This window comes from Streptomyces sp. KL109B, from assembly GCF_030766935.1.
Lineage (GTDB): Bacteria > Actinomycetota > Actinomycetes > Streptomycetales > Streptomycetaceae > Streptomyces.
Genome location: NZ_JASERL010000001.1, coordinates 653393 through 673969, shown reverse-complemented (window position 1 = coordinate 673969; position 20577 = coordinate 653393). Strand labels below are relative to the sequence as shown.

The 20577-nt window shown below is 70.2% G+C and carries 18 protein-coding genes; 9 read left to right on the top strand and 9 right to left on the bottom strand.

All coding sequences use genetic code 11. The features are described from left to right. Nucleotides 1-319: 319 nt before the first annotated feature. Nucleotides 320-1123, top strand: a complete 804-nt coding sequence (locus tag RBJ65_RS03250; protein ID WP_306317686.1) for a hypothetical protein — start codon at nucleotides 320-322, stop codon at nucleotides 1121-1123. A gap of 359 nt (nucleotides 1124-1482) precedes the next feature. On the opposite strand, the gene RBJ65_RS03245 is transcribed toward RBJ65_RS03250, so the two are convergent. Then, nucleotides 1483-1899 carry a hypothetical protein gene (locus RBJ65_RS03245; RefSeq protein ID WP_306317685.1) on the bottom strand — a complete coding sequence of 139 codons (417 nt, stop codon included), beginning with the start codon at nucleotides 1897-1899 and terminating at the stop codon, nucleotides 1483-1485. Between the two features lie 529 nt (nucleotides 1900-2428). Then, on the bottom strand, nucleotides 2429-3196 hold the full coding sequence (locus RBJ65_RS03240) for a hypothetical protein (RefSeq protein WP_306317684.1): 768 nt from the start codon (nucleotides 3194-3196) through the stop codon (nucleotides 2429-2431). A gap of 340 nt (nucleotides 3197-3536) precedes the next feature. Between RBJ65_RS03240 and RBJ65_RS03235 the strand changes: the two genes are divergently transcribed. After that, on the top strand, nucleotides 3537-6146 hold the full coding sequence (locus tag RBJ65_RS03235) for an N-acetylmuramoyl-L-alanine amidase (RefSeq protein WP_306317683.1): 2610 nt from the start codon (nucleotides 3537-3539) through the stop codon (nucleotides 6144-6146). Between the two features lie 74 nt (nucleotides 6147-6220). Here the strand turns inward: RBJ65_RS03235 and RBJ65_RS03230 are convergent, their stop codons facing one another. The 4 genes from RBJ65_RS03230 to RBJ65_RS03215 form a co-directional block, all read right to left on the bottom strand. Further along, the gene (locus tag RBJ65_RS03230; protein WP_306317682.1) at nucleotides 6221-7732 is read right to left on the bottom strand and encodes an MFS transporter; all 1512 of its coding nucleotides are present in this window, start codon (nucleotides 7730-7732) and stop codon (nucleotides 6221-6223) included. A gap of 173 nt (nucleotides 7733-7905) precedes the next feature. Next, complete coding sequence (locus RBJ65_RS03225; protein WP_306317681.1) at nucleotides 7906-8472, bottom strand: hypothetical protein; 567 nt, start codon at nucleotides 8470-8472, stop codon at nucleotides 7906-7908. Nucleotides 8473-8569: 97 nt separating this feature from the next. Further along, a complete protein-coding gene (locus RBJ65_RS03220) occupies nucleotides 8570-9079 on the bottom strand; it encodes a hypothetical protein (RefSeq protein WP_306317680.1) in 510 nt (169 codons plus the stop codon). A 126-nt stretch (nucleotides 9080-9205) separates the two neighbouring features. Continuing rightward, on the bottom strand, nucleotides 9206-10786 hold the full coding sequence (locus tag RBJ65_RS03215; RefSeq protein WP_372341215.1) for a glycoside hydrolase family 20 protein: 1581 nt from the start codon (nucleotides 10784-10786) through the stop codon (nucleotides 9206-9208). A 233-nt stretch (nucleotides 10787-11019) separates the two neighbouring features. Between RBJ65_RS03215 and RBJ65_RS03210 the strand changes: the two genes are divergently transcribed. The 6 genes from RBJ65_RS03210 (at nucleotide 11020) to RBJ65_RS03185 (ending at nucleotide 16526) form a co-directional block, all read left to right on the top strand. Continuing rightward, on the top strand, nucleotides 11020-11640 hold the full coding sequence (locus RBJ65_RS03210) for a 2-oxo-4-hydroxy-4-carboxy-5-ureidoimidazoline decarboxylase (protein WP_372341222.1): 621 nt from the start codon (nucleotides 11020-11022) through the stop codon (nucleotides 11638-11640). 149 nt (nucleotides 11641-11789) lie between these two features. Further along, the gene (gene sdhC, locus RBJ65_RS03205; RefSeq protein WP_266713332.1) at nucleotides 11790-12170 is read left to right on the top strand and encodes a succinate dehydrogenase, cytochrome b556 subunit; all 381 of its coding nucleotides are present in this window, start codon (nucleotides 11790-11792) and stop codon (nucleotides 12168-12170) included. 8 nt (nucleotides 12171-12178) lie between these two features. After that, a complete protein-coding gene (locus tag RBJ65_RS03200; protein WP_306317679.1) occupies nucleotides 12179-12664 on the top strand; it encodes a succinate dehydrogenase hydrophobic membrane anchor subunit in 486 nt (161 codons plus the stop codon). A gap of 19 nt (nucleotides 12665-12683) precedes the next feature. Beyond that, nucleotides 12684-14438: a succinate dehydrogenase flavoprotein subunit gene (sdhA, locus tag RBJ65_RS03195; RefSeq protein ID WP_306317678.1), complete on the top strand. Its 1755-nt coding sequence runs from the start codon at nucleotides 12684-12686 to the stop codon at nucleotides 14436-14438. Then, nucleotides 14438-15214 (top strand): succinate dehydrogenase iron-sulfur subunit, encoded by a 777-nt coding sequence (locus tag RBJ65_RS03190; protein WP_306317677.1) that lies wholly within the window; start codon nucleotides 14438-14440, stop codon nucleotides 15212-15214. The genes sdhA and RBJ65_RS03190 overlap by 1 nt, the downstream gene beginning before the upstream one ends. A 151-nt stretch (nucleotides 15215-15365) precedes the next feature. Next, on the top strand, nucleotides 15366-16526 hold the full coding sequence (locus RBJ65_RS03185) for a D-alanyl-D-alanine carboxypeptidase family protein (protein WP_306317676.1): 1161 nt from the start codon (nucleotides 15366-15368) through the stop codon (nucleotides 16524-16526). Nucleotides 16527-16537: 11 nt separating this feature from the next. Here RBJ65_RS03185 and RBJ65_RS03180 read toward each other — a convergent pair whose 3' ends face one another. Further along, on the bottom strand, nucleotides 16538-17794 hold the full coding sequence (locus tag RBJ65_RS03180; RefSeq protein WP_306317675.1) for a metallophosphoesterase: 1257 nt from the start codon (nucleotides 17792-17794) through the stop codon (nucleotides 16538-16540). A 12-nt stretch (nucleotides 17795-17806) separates the two neighbouring features. Continuing rightward, complete coding sequence (locus RBJ65_RS03175) at nucleotides 17807-18049, bottom strand: SCO4848 family membrane protein (protein WP_306317674.1); 243 nt, start codon at nucleotides 18047-18049, stop codon at nucleotides 17807-17809. Between the two features lie 136 nt (nucleotides 18050-18185). Between RBJ65_RS03175 and RBJ65_RS03170 the strand changes: the two genes are divergently transcribed. Continuing rightward, the gene (locus tag RBJ65_RS03170) at nucleotides 18186-19415 is read left to right on the top strand and encodes a D-alanyl-D-alanine carboxypeptidase family protein (RefSeq protein ID WP_372341221.1); all 1230 of its coding nucleotides are present in this window, start codon (nucleotides 18186-18188) and stop codon (nucleotides 19413-19415) included. Nucleotides 19416-19469: 54 nt separating this feature from the next. On the opposite strand, the gene RBJ65_RS03165 is transcribed toward RBJ65_RS03170, so the two are convergent. After that, on the bottom strand, nucleotides 19470-20369 hold the full coding sequence (locus tag RBJ65_RS03165) for a YihY/virulence factor BrkB family protein (RefSeq protein ID WP_306317672.1): 900 nt from the start codon (nucleotides 20367-20369) through the stop codon (nucleotides 19470-19472). Nucleotides 20370-20577 lie beyond the last annotated feature (208 nt).

Sequence of the window (20577 nt, the reverse complement as noted above, 5' to 3'; positions counted from 1 at the left end):
CGGTCCCGGTCCGGCCCGCCGCGACCACGCGACGAACCAACACTCCCAATGGTTGTTCCACTCCGCCGAGTTACCCCTGTGAGAAGCACCATGCGCACCACCTGTGACAGCCGCACAGGCAGGTCCGCTGAAGGAATACGTGAAGACGGTGTGCACCACCAACGAAACACCAAAACAACAAAACAACACGGACCAACGGAACAAGGGGGAGACGGCATTGCGTCGCACTGTGACCGTACGGGGTGTGGTGACGGGTGTCGTGGTCGTGGGGGTACTGGGGGCGGGGGCCGTGTGGCAGCCCGTGCCGGCCGGAAAGTCAATGACCACGCCGCCTTCGGAGACGGCGGACTGGGCCACCGGAATCCTCGACCGGCCCGAGCCACCGGCCATCACCCAACTGCCGTACGGCGAACGCCTGTTGACGCAATCGGCGGCACTGCTGCGCGAGGCCCGCTCGGTCCACGTGGTCGCGGACGTCAAGCAGGGCACCCAGCGAATGCGGCTCGACGTGCGGATCGACCGGGAGCAGAACTGCGCCGGGAACTTCGACGCAGAACCGGGACAACGCGGCCACCTCATCGCCATCGCAGGCAAGAAATCCGGTGAACCCGAGGCCTACGTCAAGTTCAGTGACGCGTCACTGAACGAAATGCAGGCCATGGCCGACACCCGGGGACCACAGATCGCCGAGCAGATGCGGGAGCGTCTGGCCCTGATACGGGGCAAATACGCGAAGGCCCCCTCGGGCCCGAAGGGAGCCAAGAGCCTCGCCGCCCTGTGCACGCTCGCGCAGAAGATCGGCGGAAGCGAGGACGTGGCGGGAACGAAGGCCCTGAAGCCGGTCCAACGCGACGGACGCCGCATGATCCCCCTCGTCCCGACCCCGAACTCCGGTACCACCTCCGGAACTTCCGGGACATCCGGGACCTCCGGGACTTCCGGTGAAAAGGGCCTCGCCTACGTCGACGCCGGCCCGAAGCCGTACCTGCGCTCCCTGAAGGCGACGGAGAAGAACATGTCGGCCGACCTGAAGTTCTCCGACTACGACGAACCCCTGACCGTCCGCCGCCCCGCGACGACCGAGATCGTCGAACTCGACAACGGCTCGATGTTCGCGGTCTGAGTGTGAGTGCTCGCGGTCCGGCTGACGCCCTGACACCCCGACGCCACCGACGGCCCCCTCAGACCGTCCCTGCGGGCACCACCCATTCCACCGGCTGACCCGTGATCTTCGCGATGGCCTGGAAGTCGTTGGCGTAGTGCAGCACGGTGAGCCGGTGCGCTCGCGCGGTGACCGCGACGATGAGATCGGCGATGGAGGCCGACCGGGGTCGTCGGAATTCCGGGCCGAGTACAGCATCTCGGCGCGAGTGGCACCGCAGATCCTCCGAACCTGCTCAAGCCGCTCGGGATCGATCTCCACACTGGTCTTCGCCATCAGGCACCCGCGATGCCGTCGAGCACTTCCCGCTCCCGGGGTCCTCAGCGAGGAACCCGCCCACCCCGCCGCCCCGGAAGCGTCAGATAGAACGTCGCCAGCGACTCCTCGGGCCCGACCTCGTACCGGTTCCGGACCCGGCCCAGCGGATTCCACACCCGCCCATCGGGCATCCGCACACCCACGTCCTGCCGGAAATACGCACGTTGGGTCTCGTCGAAGTCCACCCACACCGCACCGGCCCGCCGGACCAGGACCTCCCCCACGTACGCCCCGAGCCCGAACAACACGCGCTCCGGGCCCACCCCGGCACTCCCTTTACGCAACCCCTCCACCAGGAAGTCCACGACACGCAGACTGGCGACCGAATAGTCGAGCCGCACCCGCGCCGAGGCGACCCGCGCGACGAGCCCCGCCGCGTGCCGCCGCATCTCAACAGCCCGTCTTTCACCCTCACCCATGGTGCGCCCCCCCTTACCCGGCCCATTGGCCCCGGTCACCGGGAGACCCACTTCGGCCGCCTCCCGCACCTCCCCCAGCGGACCCGCCACCTCAACCGTCACAGGTCGCGCACAGCGTCTCGTCCCCCACCGGCAGGAACAGCCTCGCCTGCACATGCGCCCCCCTCGTACTCCCGCATCCGCGCGACCCGCGGCTCGGGCCGAGGCCGCGAGGCACCGCCCGAGGCAGACGCGAGCGCGAGTACCGGTACCGGTGCGGGCGCAGGCGGAATCTCCGCCAGCACGTACCTCACCAACCCACCCGGCTTCTCGATCCACCCGAGCCGCCCCGGCAGATGCCGCCGGATGCACTGCCACACGCTCTGCGCGGTGTGCCCGCGCGTGATCCACCCTCGTACGAGGGTTTCGAGCTCGGCGACCATGGCGCGCGGAATCCGCAACCGCGAGTCCAACTCCGGCAGCCGCGCGACGAGTAATTCGACGGGACGTACCGCACCCTGGACCCAACCCAGGAGACGTAGCACCCGAGTCAATACCGGTGCCCCGGCCAGTGCGGATCGGCCCAACGCTCCTCGCCGTGCAGCCCCATCAGCCGCACCCGGTGCCGCAGCTCCGCCGGGGCGTCGGCCCTGCGCAGCCGCTCGGCACCACGACCGAGAAGCCAAGCGGTCAACTCGGCGCACATCACAGCCTCGTCGTGGTCGTACCAGTCGACGTACCACGGGAGGCTGTCGCCCAGAAGCTCGTACTCCCACACCCGTACGGCATCGACGAGCCGCTGATCGCAGAGCGGCCCCTCCAGCCCCTCCCACACGGCAAGCCAGGGGCCAACCGTTCCCGACGCCTCCGCACACATCGCCATGACCTGATGGGCCGGGACGGCGGCGGCCGGGTCGGTAAGACTCTGCACCCACCAGGCATGAAGGAACTCACGCACCGCACCGGCCTGCCGATCGGGCCACTCCTGCCAGCGGCCACGAGCGAATGACGTCCCCGCCTCCTCCAGCCCGAACAGGGGCTCAACACGCCCCGCGACCAATGCGGCAGCGAACTGCGGCAGGATCCGCCGCAACACCGCCCCGTGATCGAGCCAGTCGGCAGCCGCCCAGGTGCGCCGCAACAGATCCGGCTCCAACTCCACGTCGGGCACCCTCAACAGAGCCAACTCCTCGGAACTCCCCCAGTGACACTCACAGTTGCGCTCATCGGGCACCGCAGTCATCCCACGAAAGACGACACCGACACGGGCAAGGGCGGCATCGAGCCGACGACGGCCAAGCTGGTCGACGCCAGCCACGCCCTCAGACCCCGACACCGGCCACCCGCCCCCACCCGTGCAACATCAGCCAAAAGGTCACCACCGACTCCACAGCCCCTCCCTCCAACCGATTCACGACACGGACATGACTGTGACCCGGAACCGCGAAGCGATTGCGGATATCCGTCACAGTTCCGGTCCATAGTTCGGGGCGCCGTTCCCGACGCCGCCCTGGTATCCGAACGCGAGGCACGGGACGGGGCGTGACCTACGCCACACCCGCACAACCAGTGACGTTTCTCGGCGGTCGTTCGCTGGATAGAGCATCCACCCGCGTGACGCGCGGGGGCTATGTGAACTTCATCAAGGGGTGGGGCAATTGAGCCCGCGACATTCGCGTGGGAAGGCGCAGGCGGACGACGCGCGCAGATCGCACGCGTACAAGCCGCTGAGCCTGAAGCGGAGAGCGTGGATCACGATGGGGGCGGTCGTCGTCGGCGGCGCCGGGGTCGTGACGTACGCGATGGCCGACCCGGGAGCCGAGGGCGCGCAGGCCGCCGCGTACCGGGCGCCGTCCGTGCACACGTTGAGCCTGGAGACGAAGGCCGACCGGAAGGTCGTTCCGCAGAAGTCGACGGACCGGTTCAACGCCGTGTCCGTGACGTGGAAGGACCCGGAGGACCGGCTCGACGGCACGGCGCAGTTCCGGGCGCGGAACGCCGCATCCGGCACGTGGGGTGCCTGGACCACGCTGCCGAAGGAGACGAACGACGCGGACGGCGCCGAGCGCGAGGGCACCGACATCCGCGGCGGCACCTCCTCCGTGTCCACCCCCGCCGCCTCCGACGGCGTCGAGGTGCGCGTCGTGGACGCCGACGGGAAGGCCGCCGACCTGCCCACCGGGATGGACGTCAAGCTCATCGACCCGGGCACCGGCACCCGCAAGGGCGGCAGCAGCGACCCGCAGAACGCCGCGTTCTCCACCGACGAGACACCTGGCGAGACGCCGGCCGATACGCCGCCCGCGCCCCGCCCGTCCACCGTCGTGAAGCCGACGATCATCCCGCAGTCCGTGTGGGGTCCCGGGCTCCCGCACGACGGGACGCCCGAGTACGACACGGAGATCAAGGCCGCCGTCGTGCACCACACCGGCGTCGACTCCGACAACGCGGTGCCCTGCGCGAAGACCGCCGAGCGGCTGCGCGCGATCCAGCAGGACCACGTCGCCAAGGGCTACTACGACATCGGCTACAACTTCGTCGTCGACAGGTGTGGGCAGATCTTCGAGGGTCGGACCGGCGGCATGGACCTGCCCGTGCACGGCGCCCACGACTACGGCTTCAACACCGACACCGTCGGCATCTCGTACATCGGCAACTTCGACAAGGTGAAGCCCACCAAGGCCGCGCTGGACTCCATCGCCCGCGTCGTCGCCTGGAAGTTCGGCCAGTACGGCATCAAGGCGACCGACAAGGTGACCCTGACGTCCAATGGGGACCTGGGGACGGATGGGAACAAGGTCGCCAAGGGCGCCACCATCAGCCTGCCGCGCGTCTTCGGCCACCGGGACACCAACTCCACCGCCTGCCCCGGCGCGAACCTGTACCCGAAGCTGGGCCGCGTCGCGACGCTCGCCGCCGCCCCCGGCGTCTCGCACGCCCTGGCCTCCCAGAACGTCGTCGGTGACGCCACCGACGACATCGTCTCCGGCCTCCCGAAGGGGTCCAGCGGCGGTCAGATCGCCATCGTCCCCGGCTCCACCGCCGGACCCACGACCACCGGGAAGAAGCTGATCTCGCAGTCGAGTCCGGACATCCCCGGCGCGGGCGAGAGCGGTGACGAGTTCGGCGCCTCCACCGCCACCGGCGACATCAACGGCGACGGCGCCACCGACATCGCCATCGGCCAGCCCGGCGAGGACGACGGCAGCGGCCACTCCAACCGGGGCGCGTACACGATCCTCTACGGTCCCGGCTTCACCACCGGCACCGGTGTCAACCTCGACGGCAGCTACGAGCTGACCAACGCCCGCTACGGCTCCGCCGTGGCCGTCGGCGACTTCAACGCGGACGGCAAGGCCGACGTGTTCGCCGCCTCCACCGGCACCGGCGGCACCTGGAGCGCCCGCTACGGCGACGGCTGGGACACCGACTCCACGATCACCACCACCGAGGACAACCTGTCCTACGCCGACGCCGCGTCCGGGGACTTCAACCAGGACGGCTACGCGGACGTCGCCCTCAACTACCGCGACGGCGCGAGCATCGGCAAGGTCGTCTGGTACAAGGGCGGCTCCGGCGGCCTGCGCAAGGCGGCCACGCTCTCCGTCAAGGGCGGCCGCTCCATCGGCGCCGGCGACATCAACGGCGACGGCGTCGACGACATCGCCATCGGCCAGCCGTACACCGCCGAGTCCGGCGCCGCCGCCGGCGGCCAGGTCACCTTCGTGAAGGGTTCCGCGGCGACGGCCACGACGGCGGGCGGCCTGACCACGACGGGCGCCAAGTCCGTCAATCAGGACACCTCGGGCGTCCCCGGCGCCGCCGAGTCCGGCGACGCGATGGGCGCCTCGATCGCGGTCGGCGACTACAACCTCGACGGGTACGCGGACGTGCTCGCGGGCGCGCCGAACGAGGACATCACCCGTACCAGCAACCGGTCGAACGCCGGTAACTCGATCCTGCTCAAGGGGACTTCGAGCGGGATCACCGGCACGGGCGCGCTGAGCGTCACGCAGGACACCAGCGGCATCCCCGGCTCCACCGAGTCGAACGACAACCTCGGTTCGGCGGTCGCCCTGACCGACCTCTCCGGCTACGGGCGCACCGACCTGGTGCTCGGCACGGCCGGCGAGAACGCGGGCGAGGGCAACCTGACGTACGTACCGAGCAACTCCAGCGGTCTGGGGCTGTCCTCGACCAAGACGTTCACGAAGACGACGCTGGGTACATCGGCGACGGCACGGATCGGGACCAACCTGGCGCCGTAGAGGGCACCTGCTCGGAATAGTGTCGCAGTGGTACGTATAACTGCGACACTATTCCGAGCTGTACGTCCTCTCGCCTACGTTGCCTCCCTGACGTCCTCCGGAACCGGCGCCGCGCCCGCGGGCGCCACCGGGCGCGGCGCGTTCACCACGATCGCCGCGAGGACCGCCGCGAGCAGCACCGAGGCCACCGCCCACCACGTCGCGACGTTGAAGCCGTGCACGGTGGCGCGGGCGGCGAGTTCACGGCGGTCGGCTCCGGGGCGGGCGTGCGCCGCCAGGTAGTCCGCCGTGACGCTCGCCGCGATCGTGTTGAGCAGCGCCGTACCGATCGAACCGCCCACCTGCTGAGCGGTGTTGAAGGTGGCGGAGGCGGCGCCCGCGTCCTGCGGGGCGACGCTCCCGGTGGCCAGGGACACCGAGGTCATCATCGCCGTACCCATGCCGAGGCCGAGCAGCAGCATGCCGGGCAGGACGTGCGAGGCGTACGCGGGCTCGGTGCCCACCTGCGCGATGATCGCGAGGCCGCCCGCCCCGACGACGAGGCCCGGCACCATCAGGGCGCGCGGCGGCACCCTGTGCAGGAGCCGCGCCGCGACCTGCGTCGAACCGATCAACATCCCCACCGTGATGGGCAGATAGGCCACACCCGTCTTCACCGGCGAGTATCCGAGGACGCGCTGCATGTAGTACGTCAGGAAGAGGAAGACGCCGAAGAGGCCGACGGTCACGAACAGGATCGTGAGGAACGCGCCGACCCGCTGCCGGTCCCTGATCACGGATATCGGCAGCAGCGGCACCCGCGCCCTGCGCTGCCAGAGGCCGAACAGCAGGAGCAGGGCCAGGCCCCCGAACAGCAGCGTCAGCACCAACGGGTCGTCCCAGGAACGGGATTCGGCCTCCGAGAAGCCGTAGACGAGCGACAGCATTCCGGCGCAGCCGAGCAGCGCGCCCGGCACGTCGAGATGCGGATCCGCCATCACCCGGCCACCGTGCAGCAGTACCAGCGCGCCGAGGAAGGCGCCGAGCGCGATGGGTACGTTGACGTACAGGCACCAGCGCCAGTCCAGGTACTCGGTCAGGAAGCCGCCCGCGAGCAGGCCGATGGCGGCGCCCGCGCCGACGATCGCCCCGAACACGCCGAACGCACGGCTGCGTTCGCGGGGTTCGGTGAACGTCGTGGCGAGGAGGGAGAGCGCGGCGGGCGCGAGCAGCGCCGCGAACGCGCCCTGCAGTGCCCGCGCGCCGAACAGCATGCCCTGGCCCGCCGCGGCGCCGCCGAGCGCGGACGCGGCGGCGAAGCCCAACAGGCCGATGCAGAAGGCGAGTTTGCGGCCGATGAGGTCGGTGACCCGGCCGCCGAGGAGGAGCAGGCCGCCGAAGGCGAGCGTGTAGGCGGTGATGACCCACTGGCGGTTGCCGTCCGACATGTCCAGGTCGGCCTGGGCCGAGGGCAGCGCGATGTTCACGATGGTCATGTCGAGGACGACCATGAGTTGGGCGACCCCGATGATGACGAGGGCCCACCAGCGGCGCGGATCGGGCTCCGCCCGGGGTGGGTTGGTGTCCGTGGGACGGGCTTCGGCCATGGGCGGCCTCCCGAGTCGGTGGCTGCGCGACCGGGTGCCGCGCATTGCCTCCTATAGTCCGCCCGTACGCCCGTTTTGCACCGCTGCTTGGAAAACCAAGCCTCTCCGGTGATTGAGGAGCGGGGTCCGGGGCAGAGCCCCGGGGCGTAGGAAGAAGCTCCGTGACGGCCCGGTCACCCGAACCCCCGCTCCCGTCGGGAGACCACCGCCCGCAACACCCTCCGCCCCTCCGTCGACACCACCAGCGCCTGCCGCAGGCCCCCCGCTCCGCCGCCCGCGAGGAGCTCCAGGATCTGGGTCTGGCGGCGCAGTTCGGCGGCGACCAGCGGGGACATGCCGTCGGTGCTGCCCTCGCGGCGCGCGCTGACGCCGGACGCCGAGTCCTGGCCGGGGTCGAGCATCCGGTGGACCTGGAGCGCGGCGACCGAGCAGGCGTCCGCCCACTCCCGCCACGCGTCGGCCATCGCCCGCTCGGGCGCGGCGCCGAGCATCCGCCGCACCAGGTCGGCGGCCTCGCCCTCGCCGTCGGCTGCGCTCAACTCGCCGCGCGCCGCCGCGAGTCGCGGGCCCCACTGCGCGCCGTCCTCCGCGAGGCTCGCCCACAGGGGGCGCAGCACGTCCTCGTCGGGGGCCTCGGGCTCGCCGACGCCGAGCAGCGGCACGCACCGGTCGAGGCAGGCGAGCCCGCTCGTGGCGAGACCCCGCTCGTCGGCCTGCGCGATCAGTTCCACCAGGCTCATGGCCGTAACGCTCCTCCGCACGCGGACTCAGCAATTCCCTTTGAGTCTTACGGGACTTACTGCGTCCGGGCGGCAAGTAACGTCACTGCGAGGAAGGTCACACGCCCTGCACGCCGAGCCGGTCGAGGAACCGGAAGAATGCCTCTTCGGCCGACGGCTCGGCGGTCGCGCGCAGCACCTGGTCGAGCGGCTCCGCCGCCACCTTGCGGCCGCATTCGGCGGCCCAGCCGACGGCCCGCTCCGCGGCGTCGGCCGGCGGCAGGAAGTAGTCCTCCAGGGCCCGCTCGTCCCCGCCGATGTACCCGGCCATCGCGGTCCGCCCCAGGCACGCCGTCCACGCCCCGCTGTGCGGCCCGGCCGCCTCGACGACCGCGCAGACGGAGTCCATGACGTACGCGAACAGGGCGGGCGCCCCGGTCTCCGCGGCGAGGGTGTTCATGCTGCCCACGTCCCGGGTCTGTTCGCCGCCGCCGGGGCACTCCCACACCTGCCAGCCGTCGGCCCGCTCCTCCAGGAGGGTCAGCTCGCCGCGCACCGCGCTGAGCGCCTCGCACTTGTCCAGCGGCCGCTCGCTTCTCGCGACCACGTAGTAGCCCCAGTAGCCCATGCCCGTTCCCCGTCCCCCGCCGTCCCGGTGTACGCCACATATGCCGTGCCTGTGGCCGAATAGACCACAGGCACAAGGGGGTTCGCCACCAAAACGACAGATCGCCGGGGCGCGCGGCCGCCGGGCTCAGCCGTCTGAGCCGTCCAGCTTGTCGGCGAGGTCGGTGAACCGCGTCCAGCTCAACTCCGGCTCCCCCGCGTCCCACAGCTTCTGCGAGGTCGCCCGCAGCGGCATCCGGATGCCCTTCGCCACCTGCTCCGGCGTCTGCGCCCCCGCGATGTCGCACCACACGGCGAAGGAGCCGCCCAGGATCTGGTCGTCGTACTTCGCGGGCACCGGGCTCGTGCCGCGCACGACGCGCGGCGTCCAGCTCTTGTAGATCCGCTCGCCGGTCGGATAGACGAACTCGTTGGGCTGGCCGAGGACGTAGTACAGGTACTCGTCGTTGTAGTTCGTCAACTTCCGGCCCCCCTCCAGGTATTCGAGGGGCTCGCGCGCGCCGATCTCCTTGCCGGTCCAGTACGCGACCTCGATGCCCTTGTCCGCGTCGACGACCCCGCCGTCGTAGAACCCGTCGTTCCACGCCTTCAGCTTCCGGTCGTACGGGGCCATGGTCTTCGCCCGGTCGTTGAGCCAGCCCTGGGCGAGGTCCTGCACCTTGGCGTTGGCCCCGTACCTCTTCCGGGCGGCCGTGACGAGCTGCGGGTAGGAGGCCTCCGGGTCCTCCTTCATCAGCGCCTGGTACTCATCGGCGCCCAGATGCCAGTACGCGCCCTTGAACAGCTTCGCGTACTCCTTCAGCAGGTCGTCAACGATCTTCGCGGAGCCGGGCTTGGAGATGTCCACCGCGCCGCGCGTCGGCTGCCCGTTCACATCGCGCAGCTGGAGGTCGGGGTGCGCGGCGATCACGGCGCCCAGGTGCCCCGGCGAGTCGATCTCCGGGACGACCGTGATGTGCCGCTCGGCGGCGAGCTTCAGGATGTCCCGCACCTGCGCCTTGCTGAGGTGGTCCTTCGACACGACCTCGGGGTGCGAGTCGGAGGCGATGCGGAAGGACTGGTCGTCGGAGAAGTGCAGGCCGAGCTGGTTGTACTTGAGGTCGCCGATGTCCCGGATCCGGTCCTTGATCCAGTCGGCGGTGAAGTGCTTGCGGGCGATGTCGAGGTTGAACCCGCGCTGCGGCTTCGCGGGTTCGTCGGCGGTGACGCCCTCGGGCGCCCGCGCACCGTCGTGCACCTGCTGCTTGAGGGTGCGCGTCCCGTAGAACACGCCGGCGTCGCCCGGCCCGACGATCCGCACGGTGCCCGCCTTCACGGTCATCCGGTACGACTCCGGGTTCGCCCCCTTCTTCCCGCCGATCGCCAGCTCTACGTCACCGGCCCCCGCGTCGTCACCGGTCCCCGCGTAGTCGAGGCCCAGCTCCTTGGCGAGGAGCCGCCCCTCGTCGGCCAGCTCCCCGTCCTCGACGACGACCTTCCCGTCGCCGGGCTTCCACCCGGGCCCGTGCGCGGGCGTGAAGTCATGCACGGCGGGGATCGTGGGCGAGGCCTTCGACAGCGGGTACGAGCGGGTGGGCGAGGGCGCGGCGGACGAGGCCGACTTCCCGTCGGAGGGCGACCCGTCACCCCCCGAACACCCCACGACCGCGACCAGGGCGGCCCCGGCGCCAACGACCAGCAGAGCTCTTCGCTCCTTCGACACACGCACCTCACTAGCCCCCGCTGCACCGACACGTACGCCGCCGACGGTAACGGGGCCCCTCCAAGACCACGGGGAACGCCGCGCTTCTCGGGACCACGGCGAACGGCGCCTTTTTTGGGGGCGCGGGGAACTGCGCGAACGCAACCACGACGAGTCGGAAGCCGCCCCACGAACGACACAAACCCGGCGACCCGGGCGCCCCGTCCACCCACCCACCCGAAACCTCACGTCCGGGTGAAATTCGCGCATCCGTCGGACACCCGCACCACACCCTCGCTACCGTTACGCAACACCCACAACCACACCCCCACCCGCCCCGCCGGAGGCCTCCGCTGCGCCTCGCACACTTCAACGGCCTGCCGCAGGAGCACGCCGAACAGATCCTGCGCTCGTGCTGCCGCAGCCACTCCTGGGCCCGCCGGGTCGCCGCGCACCGCCCGTACCCGGACATCGACGCGCTGCTCGCCGCATCCGACGAGGCGGCCTACGACCTCACCCCTGCCGACATCACCGAGGCCCTCGCGGGCGAGGAACTGCCGCTCCCCCAGGCCGACGCCTACGCCGCCGCGAGCACCGCCGTGACCGCGGCCCACTCCGCGTACCAGGCCCGCTTCGGCCACCCCTTCGTGATCTGCCTGGACGACATCGCGCCCGGCGAGGCCCTCGACCACCTCCTCGCGGGCCTGCGCACCCGGCTCGGCAACGACCCGGTGCACGAACGCGAGCTGGCCGCCGAGGAGCTGAGGAGACTCGCCCGTGGCCGCCTCACGCGCCTGAACCGCATCCCGCTCCAGGAACCCGGCGCCGGCGAGGCCGACAGCAGGGAAACCGGCACCAATAGCCCGTACGTGCCTGTTTGATTGCCTGTTTGATCACACATAAGCCCCCCGTGCGGGTGTCCCGACAACTCGTCGATACGATGACGAGCGGCCGGTGGACCGTACCCGGCCGGGCCCGCCCGACACTGAAGCCGGCGCGGCTCTAGTCCCCGCTCCCGGAGGGTTCTTCCGTGCCGGCTGGAACGCTGTACCGCGGCCGGGAAGGCATGTGGTCGTGGGTGGCTCATCGAGTCACCGGTGTCCTCATTTTCTTCTTCCTGTTCGTGCACGTCCTGGACACCGCTCTCGTCCGTGTCTCGCCCGAGGCGTACGACGATGTCGTTGGTACCTATAAGACGCCGATCGTCGCGCTTCTCGAATACGGCCTCGTCGCCGCGATTCTCTTCCACGCGCTCAACGGCCTGCGTGTGATCGCCGTCGACTTCTGGTCGAAGGGCCCGCGCTACCAGAAGCAGATGCTCTGGACCGTCATGGGCATCTGGATCGTCCTCATGGTCGGGGCCCTGTACCCCGTCCTCGGCCACGCCGTCCGCGCACTCTTCGGGAGCTGAGGCCAGACATGTCCGCTGACACCACCCCCGCGACGTCCGGCGTCGGCCCTGTCGAGGGCGCCCCGCGCTACGACGTCGACAACCCGGCTCCGTACATCGAGCCCCCGCGCAAGCGCACCGCGAAGACCCCGCGCTCGACCCGCGGCAACTTCGAGATGGCCGCATGGCTGTTCATGCGCCTGTCCGGTGTCGTCCTCGTCGTCCTGGTCCTCGGCCACCTGCTGATCCAGCTCGTCCTCGACGGCGGCGTCTCCAAGATCGGCTTCGCGTTCGTCGCGGGCCGCTGGGCGTCCCCGTTCTGGCAGGGCTGGGACCTGCTGATGCTGTGGCTCGCGATGCTGCACGGCGCCAACGGCCTGCGTACCGTCATCAACGACTACGCCGAGCGCCCCAACACCCGCATGTGGCTGAAGGGCCTGCTGTACGCCGCGACGGTCTTCACCGTCCTCCTGGGCACGCTGGTGATCTTCACCTTCGACCCCAACATCCGCTAAAGCCGAGGCGAGCGAAACCGTGAAGATTCACAAGTACGACACCGTCATCGTCGGCGCGGGCGGCGCCGGCATGCGCGCGGCCATCGAGTCGACGAAGCGCAGCCGCACCGCCGTGCTGACCAAGCTCTACCCCACCCGCTCCCACACGGGCGCCGCGCAGGGCGGCATGGCCGCCGCGCTGGCCAACGTGGAGGAGGACAACTGGGAGTGGCACACCTTCGACACGATCAAGGGCGGCGACTACCTGGTCGACCAGGACGCCGCCGAGATCCTCGCGAAGGAGGCCATCGACTCGGTCCTCGACCTGGAGAAGATGGGCCTGCCGTTCAACCGCACCCCGAACGGCACGATCGACCAGCGCCGCTTCGGCGGTCACTCCCGTAACCACGGCGAGGCGCCGGTCCGCCGGTCCTGCTACGCCGCGGACCGCACGGGCCACATGATCCTTCAGACGCTGTACCAGAACTGCGTGAAGGAGGGCGTGGAGTTCTTCAACGAGTTCTACGTCCTGGACCAGCTCATCGTCGAAGAAGACGGCGTGAAGAAGTCCGCCGGCGTCGTGGCCTACGAGCTCGCGACCGGTGAGATCCACGTCTTCCAGGCGAAGTCGGTCATCTACGCGTCCGGCGGCACCGGCAAGTTCTTCAAGGTGACGTCCAACGCGCACACCCTGACCGGCGACGGCCAGGCCGCCTGCTACCGGCGCGGGATCCCGCTGGAGGACATGGAGTTCTTCCAGTTCCACCCGACCGGCATCTGGCGCATGGGCATCCTCCTTACGGAAGGCGCCCGCGGTGAGGGCGGCATCCTCCGCAACAAGGACGGCGAGCGCTTCATGGAGAAGTACGCGCCGGTCATGAAGGACCTCGCGTCCCGTGACGTCGTGTCCCGCTCCATCTACACGGAGATCCGTGAGGGCCGCGGCTGCGGTCCCGAGGGCGACCACGTCTACCTCGACCTCACGCACCTGCCGCCGGAGCAGCTCGACGCCAAGCTCCCGGACATCACCGAGTTCGCGCGCACGTACCTCGGCATCGAGCCCTACACGGACCCGATCCCGATCCAGCCGACCGCGCACTACGCCATGGGCGGCATCCCGACGAACGTCGAGGGTGAGGTCCTCGCGGACAACACCACCGTCGTCCCGGGCCTGTACGCGGCCGGTGAGGTCGCCTGTGTCTCCGTGCACGGCGCCAACCGCCTCGGCACCAACTCGCTGCTCGACATCAACGTCTTCGGGCGTCGTGCGGGCATCGCGGCCGCCGAGTTCGCGCACAAGACGGAGTTCGTTGAGCTGCCGGAGAACCCGGCCAAGCTGGTCGAGGACCTCATCGAGCAGCTGCGCGACTCGCACGGCACCGAGCGCGTCGCGGTGATCCGCAACGAGCTGCAGGAGTGCATGGACGCCAACGTGATGGTGTTCCGCACCGAGCAGACGATCAAGACGGCCGTCGAGAAGATCGCCGAGCTGCGCGAGCGGTACAAGAACATCTCGGTCCAGGACAAGGGCAAGCGGTTCAACACGGACCTCCTGGAGGCCATCGAGCTGGGCAACCTGCTCGACCTCGCCGAGGTCATGGCGACCTCCGCCCTCGCCCGCAAGGAGTCGCGCGGCGGTCACTACCGCGAGGACTTCCCGAACCGCGACGACGTCAACTTCATGCGCCACACCATGGCGTACCGCGAGGTCGGCGACGACGGCTCCGAGTCCATCCGTCTCGACTACAAGCCGGTCGTCCAGACCCGCTACCAGCCGATGGAGCGTAAGTACTGATGGCTACCCCCACCATGGACAAGGCGGAAGCGGCAGGCGCGCCCGAGCCCGGCTTCGCCGACACCCCGAACATCACGATCACGCTGCGCGTGCGCCGGTTCAACTCCGAGGTCTCCGACGAGGCCCACTGGCAGGACTTCCAGCTGGAGATGGACCCCAAGGAGCGTGTCCTCGACGCCCTGCACAAGATCAAGTGGGAGCAGGACGGCACGCTGACGTTCCGTCGCTCCTGCGCGCACGGCATCTGCGGGTCCGACGCGATGCGGATCAACGGCAAGAACCGTCTTGCCTGCAAGACGCTGCTGAAGGACATCAACCCGGAGAAGCCGATCACGGTCGAGGCCATCAAGGGCCTCACGGTCCTCAAGGACCTCGTGGTCGACATGGACCCGTTCTTCCAGGCGTACCGCGACGTCATGCCGTTCCTCGTCACGACGGGCAACGAGCCGACGCGTGAGCGCCACCAGTCCGACGAGGACCGGGCCCGCTTCGACGACACCACCAAGTGCATCCTGTGCGCGGCGTGCACGTCGTCCTGCCCGGTGTTCTGGAACGACGGCCAGTACTTCGGTCCCGCCGCCATCGTGAACGCCCACCGCTTCATCTTCGACTCGCGCGACGAGGCCGGGGAGCAGCGCCTGGAGATCCTCAACGACCGTGACGGTGTGTGGCGTTGCCGCACGACCTTCAACTGCACGGACGCCTGCCCGCGTGGCATCGAGGTCACCAAGGCGATCCAGGAAGTGAAGCGCGCGCTGATCACGCGCCGCTACTGAGCCGGCTCCTCACCACGGCTCATTGGGCCCCGCTCCCCGTTGGGAGCGGGGCCCTTTCCGTTGCCGGGCGAACCGGCGGAGGTCCTTCCGGAGTGGCGAGCGGTAGGGACCCGCTGGTCTTTACCCGGTCTTTGGCCTGTACCTTCACGGGATGCCCGGCACGACCTCTTCCGCTTCTTCCGCTTCTTCCGCTTCTTCCGCGCACCTCACCCGCCGCACCGCTCTCGGCATCGGGGCGGGTGCCGCCGCGGCTCTCGCGCTGCCCGCGCCCTCCGCCTCGGCCGCCTCGGGCCTCCAGGTGCGGTACCGGGCGGGCGCGCCCAAGCTGCCGAAGCTCGCCGCGAAGGCGTGGCTGATCGCCGACAACGACAGCGGCGAGGTCCTCGCCTCGTACAACGGGCACCGCCGGCTGCCGCCCGCCTCCACGCTGAAGATGCTGTTCGCGGACACGGTGCTGCCGAAGTTCGACCACACGCTGAAGCACAAGGTGACGCCGGACGAGCTGGCGGACATCCCGTTCGGCTCCAGCCTCGTCGGGGTGCAGGCCGGGACGACGTACAGCGTGCACCAGCTGTGGCAGGGCGTGTTCCTGCGCTCCGGCAACGACGCGGTGCACGTCCTCGCGAACATGAACGGCGGCGTCGACAGGACCGTCGCGCAGATGCAGGCGCGCGCGAAGGACCTCCAGGCGAACGACACCCACGTCGTCAGCCCCGACGGCTTCGACCACAAGGGGCAGGTCTCCTCCGCGTACGACCTGACGCTGTTCGCCCGCGCCGGGCTGAAGAACGACGACTTCCGCGGCTACTGCGCCACGAAGGTCGCCGACTTCCCGGCGGGCGGCAAGAAGACCTTCCAGATCCAGAACACCGACCGCCTCCTCACCGGTCAGGGCGTCCCCGCGTACGAGGGTCTGATCGGCGTCAAGAACGGCTTCACCTCGCACGCGGGCAACACCTTCACCGGCGCCGCCACCCGCTCCGGCCGCACCCTCCTGGTCACCGTGATGCACCCGAAGTCCGGGTACGAGGCGGTGTACGAGGAGACGGCCGCGCTGCTCGACTGGGGCTTCGCGGCGGCGAACAAGGTGCGCTCCGTCGGCGAGTTGGCGACGCCGCTGAGCGAGCGCCCGAAGTCGACGCCCACCCCGCAGGCGGCGATCGGCTCCGGCCCGAGCGCGGGCGCCCCCTCGAACGCGCACGGCGACGACTGGGCGCTCGGCGGGTCCGCCGCCCTCGTGGCGCTCGCCGGCGGCGGCCTCATCGCCCTGCGCCGCCGCGCGAGGCCGACGGGGCGGCGCAGGAAAGCCTGACCCTCAGGGCCCTACGCCTGCTTCGAGGCGAGCTGCACCACGGTGATGTCCGACGGCGCGCCCACCCGCACCGGCGGCCCCCACGCGCCCGCGCCCCGGCTGACGTACAGCTGGGTGTCGCCGTAGCGGTCGAGGCCCGCGAGGGTCGGATTGGACGCGGCCGCGACGAAGTTGCCCGGCCACAGCTGGCCGCCGTGGGTGTGCCCGGACAGTTGCAGGTCGACGCCGTGCTTCACGGCCTCGTGGATCATCACGGGCTGGTGGGCCATGAGCACGGAGGCGCGGGAGGTGTCGCGGTCGCCGAGCGCCTTGGCGTAGTCGGGACCGTCTCCGTAGTTCTCGCCCGCGACGTCGTTGACCCCGGCCAGGTCGAACGCCCCGACGTCGACGCGGGCGTTCTCCAGCGGGCGCAGGCCGAGCTCGCGCACGTGCTCCACCCACGGCTCCGCGCCGGAGAAGTACTCGTGGTTGCCGGTGACGAAGTACGTGCCGTGCCGCGCGCTCAGGCGGGCGAGCGGCGCGACGGCGGGGGCCAGGTCCTCGACGCTGCCGTCGACGAGATCGCCCACGACGGCGATGAGATCGGGCTGCGTGGAGTTGATGGTGTCGACGACCCGCTCGGCGAAGCCACGGCCGAGCACGGGCCCGAGGTGGACGTCGCTGACGACGGCGATCCTGAACCCGTGGGCGGCGCGCGGCAGTTTGGCCAGCGGCACGGTGACCCGTTTGACCGTGGGCCCGTTCAGGACGCCGTACGCGCCCGCGCCCACGACGCCCGCGGCGGCCACGGTCGCGGCGGCGCCGACGGTGCGGGCGAGGACGAGGCGGCGGGTCGGCGCGGGGGCCGCGGGCGCGAGTCCCCGGACCGGTTCCAGCTCGGCGAGCTCCGGCACCGGGACGCGGACCGGGGCCTCCTCGGCGGCCACGGCGGCGGGCGCCTTGCGCGCCTTACGGTCGAAGAGGCGCCGCAGCAGGGGCCGTACGACCTCCCCCACCAGCAGCGCGAGCAGCAGATACAGCGCGAACGCCAGCCACAGGAACCCCGGCCAGGCCAGCACCTGTTGCAGCGGGAACGGCGCCCCGCCGCGCTCCGCGCCGAGCGCCGCGAAGACCAGCACGGGCCCGGCCACGAACACCGCGGTGCCGAGGCGTCTGGGCCAGCGGCCCTTGACGGTCGTGTCGCGCACGAGGCGGCGCCACGCGTAGTAGTGCAAGCCTGCGAACGCCGCGAGGACGACGGCGGCGATCAGTACGAAGACGACGACCATCTGCCCGGTCGCCTATGAGGTCCGACGCAGTGCGCGCACCGAACGCAACCCAATGCCCCCAACGATCGTCCCCAATACGAAGGAGACGACGGCGAGCGTCAGATGCACCCAGAAGTACGCGGTCGGGTCCCCGGCGTCGTCGAAGGCGAGGCCGCTGCCGTCCTTGACGAGGTTTTTGACGAAAGTGATCCAAATGATCCAGCTCCACACCCCGAAGGCGAGCAGGAACCAGGACACGGGGCGGCTGAGCTTCATGTCCTCAGTATCTCCGCGCGGCTTCGCGCACCGCCGCCGGGGTGGGTCGGGGCGGACACAGGACGCAGCGGTGGAGACTTATGGGGCGGGTACAGGTACGTTCACCAGCGTGTCCGACTCCCACGCTGCGCGACCGATGTCGCACGTCAAGAAGGCCGCGGTGCTCTGCGCGGTGTCCGCTCTCGCGCTCGGCGCCGCGTTTCCGGCGGCCGCGGCGGACAGGTCCGATACGAAGGAGAAGTGGGACAAACCACCCGCTTCGATGTCCCAAGTCGGTGGCGCGCAGCTCGGCAAGCCGGGGACGCAGGTCAACCTCCAGGGGGACGCGCCCGTCCTGCCGAAGGATCTGACGGCGAAGTCGTGGCTGGTCGCGGACGCCGAGTCGGGCGAGGTGCTCGCCGCGCACAACCCGCACTGGGAGCTGCCGCCGGCCTCCACGCTGAAGATGCTGTTCGCGGACACCGTGCTACCGAAGTTCCCGAAGACGACGACGCACAAGGTGGCGCCTTCGGATCTCGCGGGGATGGGCGCGGGCTCCAGCCTCGCCGGGATCAAGGAGGGCTACACGTACTCCGTGCACGACCTGTGGCTCGGCGTCTTCCTGAGGTCCGGCAACGACGCGGTGCATGTGCTGTCCGCCATGAACCAGGGCGTTCCGCGGACCGTCGAGGACATGCAGGCACACGCCGAAGAACTCCAGGCGGGCGACACGCATGTGGTCAGCCCCGACGGCTACGACATGCCGGGGCAGCACTCGTCGGCGTACGACCTGACGCTGTTCGCCCGCTCCGGGCTGCAGAAGGCGGACTTCCGGGAGTACGCCGCCACGACCACCGCCAAGCTCCCCGACAAGCAGAAGAAGGGGAAGACCAGCAAGCGCTTCGAGATCCAGAACACCAACCGGCTGCTCACCGGCGTCCCGGGCGCGCTCCCCGCGTACAAGGGCATCGCGGGCGTGAAGAACGGCAACACGACGAACGCGGGGGCCACGTTCACGGGGGTCGCCGAGCGCGGCAACCGGGTGCTGCTCGTGACCGTCATGAACCCCAAGTCGACGGAGAGCAACGCGGTCTACAAGGAGACCGCGCGGCTCTTCGACTGGGGGTTCCAGGCCGACGGCAAGGTGGCCCCGGTCGGCCATCTCGTCAAGCCGAAGAGCAGGACGCCCGCGGGCCGGGTGTCCCCGTCCGCGGGCTCGGCGGGCCCCGCCAAGGGCGCCGGGCACGCCTCGGTCAGCGGCGGCGGCTCCGGCGGTTCCAGCGGCGTCGGGATCGCGCTCGCGATCATGGGCGGGGTGCTGGTGGTCCTGGCGGGGGCGGTGTTCGTGGTGCGCAAGAAGTGGCCGCTGCGGATCGACAAGCGGTGACCGCTCCCGGGGCTCCGCCCCGGACCCCGCGCCTCAAACGCCGGCGAGGCTGGATTACCCGCCGCCCGCCTCCTGCTTCTGCGCCTCCTCCTCCGCGCGGCGCAGCCCCACGCGGCCCGTCGCGGTCCACGCCGCGCAGAACAGCAGCAGTTTCGCGGTGAAGTTGATCCAGATCAGCAGCGCCACGGGCGTGCCGAACGCCCCGTACATGCTCTTCGCCGCGACGTCCTTCATATAGCCGCTGAGCAGCACCTTCAGCAGCTCGAAGCCCGCCGCCCCGATCAGCGCGGCGACGATCAGGTCGCGGCGCCCCGGCTGCACTCCGGGCAGCAGGGCCAGGACGTAGAGCAGGATCAGGAAGCTCGCGAGGACCGCGATCGCGAAGGCGGCGAGCTGGAGCAGTATCCCGCCGGGGCCCGCCTTGTCGATGCCGACCTGGTCGGCCGTCCAGTCGACCGCGGTGGACGCGAGGGTGGACGCGGCGATCGACACGATGCCCGCGAGGCCGAGCCCGACGAGAATCCCGGCGTCCTTGCCCTTGCGCAGGATCGCGTTCTCGTCGGGGTCGGGCAGCTCCCACACGTCGCGCAGGCACTGCCTTATCGAGCCGACCCACCCGATGCCCGTGAACAGCAGCAGCGCTCCGGCGACGAGCCCGATCGTGCCCGCGTTGTCGACCAGCGCCCCGATGTCCAACTGGCCGGAGATCCCGGGCACTTGATCACTGAGCGTGTCCTCCAGCTTCTTCTGCTGCTCCGGCCCCATCGTGCCGGCGGCGACCGCCGCGGCCACGGTGAGCAGCGGAAACAGTGCGAGGAAGCTGATGAACGTCATCGCCGCCGCGAGCTGCGACCAGCGGACCTCGTCAAGGCGTTCGTACGCATGCCAGGCGTGGGTCCGCATCAGGCGGGCGAACAGCGGCCCGACGACGGGGAGTTTCTTCAGCCAGTCCATGATCCCAGCCTGCCTTCGTCGACCGGTTCAGGGCGGAGACGACGCGCGCGTAGGACAAGGGTTCGGGTTCCCCGGACGCGGCGCCGCACGCCAATTCCGCACGTTGGGTATCGGATCACCCATCTCAGTGAGGATTCACTAGGTTTACGACAAACTTCGCACCTTCGGGCGATACGGTCGCGGCCATGGTTGCCGACCACTTCGCGGA

Bases quoted from the DNA above. Each gene is read 5' to 3' on its own strand.
- RBJ65_RS03180 (WP_306317675.1), bottom strand. From the start codon at position 17,794: ATGGTCGTCGTCTTCGTACTGATCGCCGCCGTCGTCCTCGCGGCGTTC.
- RBJ65_RS03220 (WP_306317680.1), bottom strand. From the start codon at position 9,079: ATGGGCTACTGGGGCTACTACGTGGTCGCGAGAAGCGAGCGGCCGCTG.
- RBJ65_RS03185 (WP_306317676.1), top strand. From the start codon at position 15,366: ATGCCCGGCACGACCTCTTCCGCTTCTTCCGCTTCTTCCGCTTCTTCC.
- RBJ65_RS03225 (WP_306317681.1), bottom strand. From the start codon at position 8,472: ATGAGCCTGGTGGAACTGATCGCGCAGGCCGACGAGCGGGGTCTCGCC.
- RBJ65_RS03190 (WP_306317677.1), top strand. From the start codon at position 14,438: ATGGCTACCCCCACCATGGACAAGGCGGAAGCGGCAGGCGCGCCCGAG.
- RBJ65_RS03165 (WP_306317672.1), bottom strand. From the start codon at position 20,369: ATGGACTGGCTGAAGAAACTCCCCGTCGTCGGGCCGCTGTTCGCCCGC.
- RBJ65_RS03170 (WP_372341221.1), top strand. From the start codon at position 18,186: ATGTCGCACGTCAAGAAGGCCGCGGTGCTCTGCGCGGTGTCCGCTCTC.
- RBJ65_RS03200 (WP_306317679.1), top strand. From the start codon at position 12,179: ATGTCCGCTGACACCACCCCCGCGACGTCCGGCGTCGGCCCTGTCGAG.
- RBJ65_RS03230 (WP_306317682.1), bottom strand. From the start codon at position 7,732: ATGGCCGAAGCCCGTCCCACGGACACCAACCCACCCCGGGCGGAGCCC.
- RBJ65_RS03245 (WP_306317685.1), bottom strand. From the start codon at position 1,899: ATGGGTGAGGGTGAAAGACGGGCTGTTGAGATGCGGCGGCACGCGGCG.
- RBJ65_RS03175 (WP_306317674.1), bottom strand. From the start codon at position 18,049: ATGAAGCTCAGCCGCCCCGTGTCCTGGTTCCTGCTCGCCTTCGGGGTG.
- RBJ65_RS03250 (WP_306317686.1), top strand. From the start codon at position 320: ATGACCACGCCGCCTTCGGAGACGGCGGACTGGGCCACCGGAATCCTC.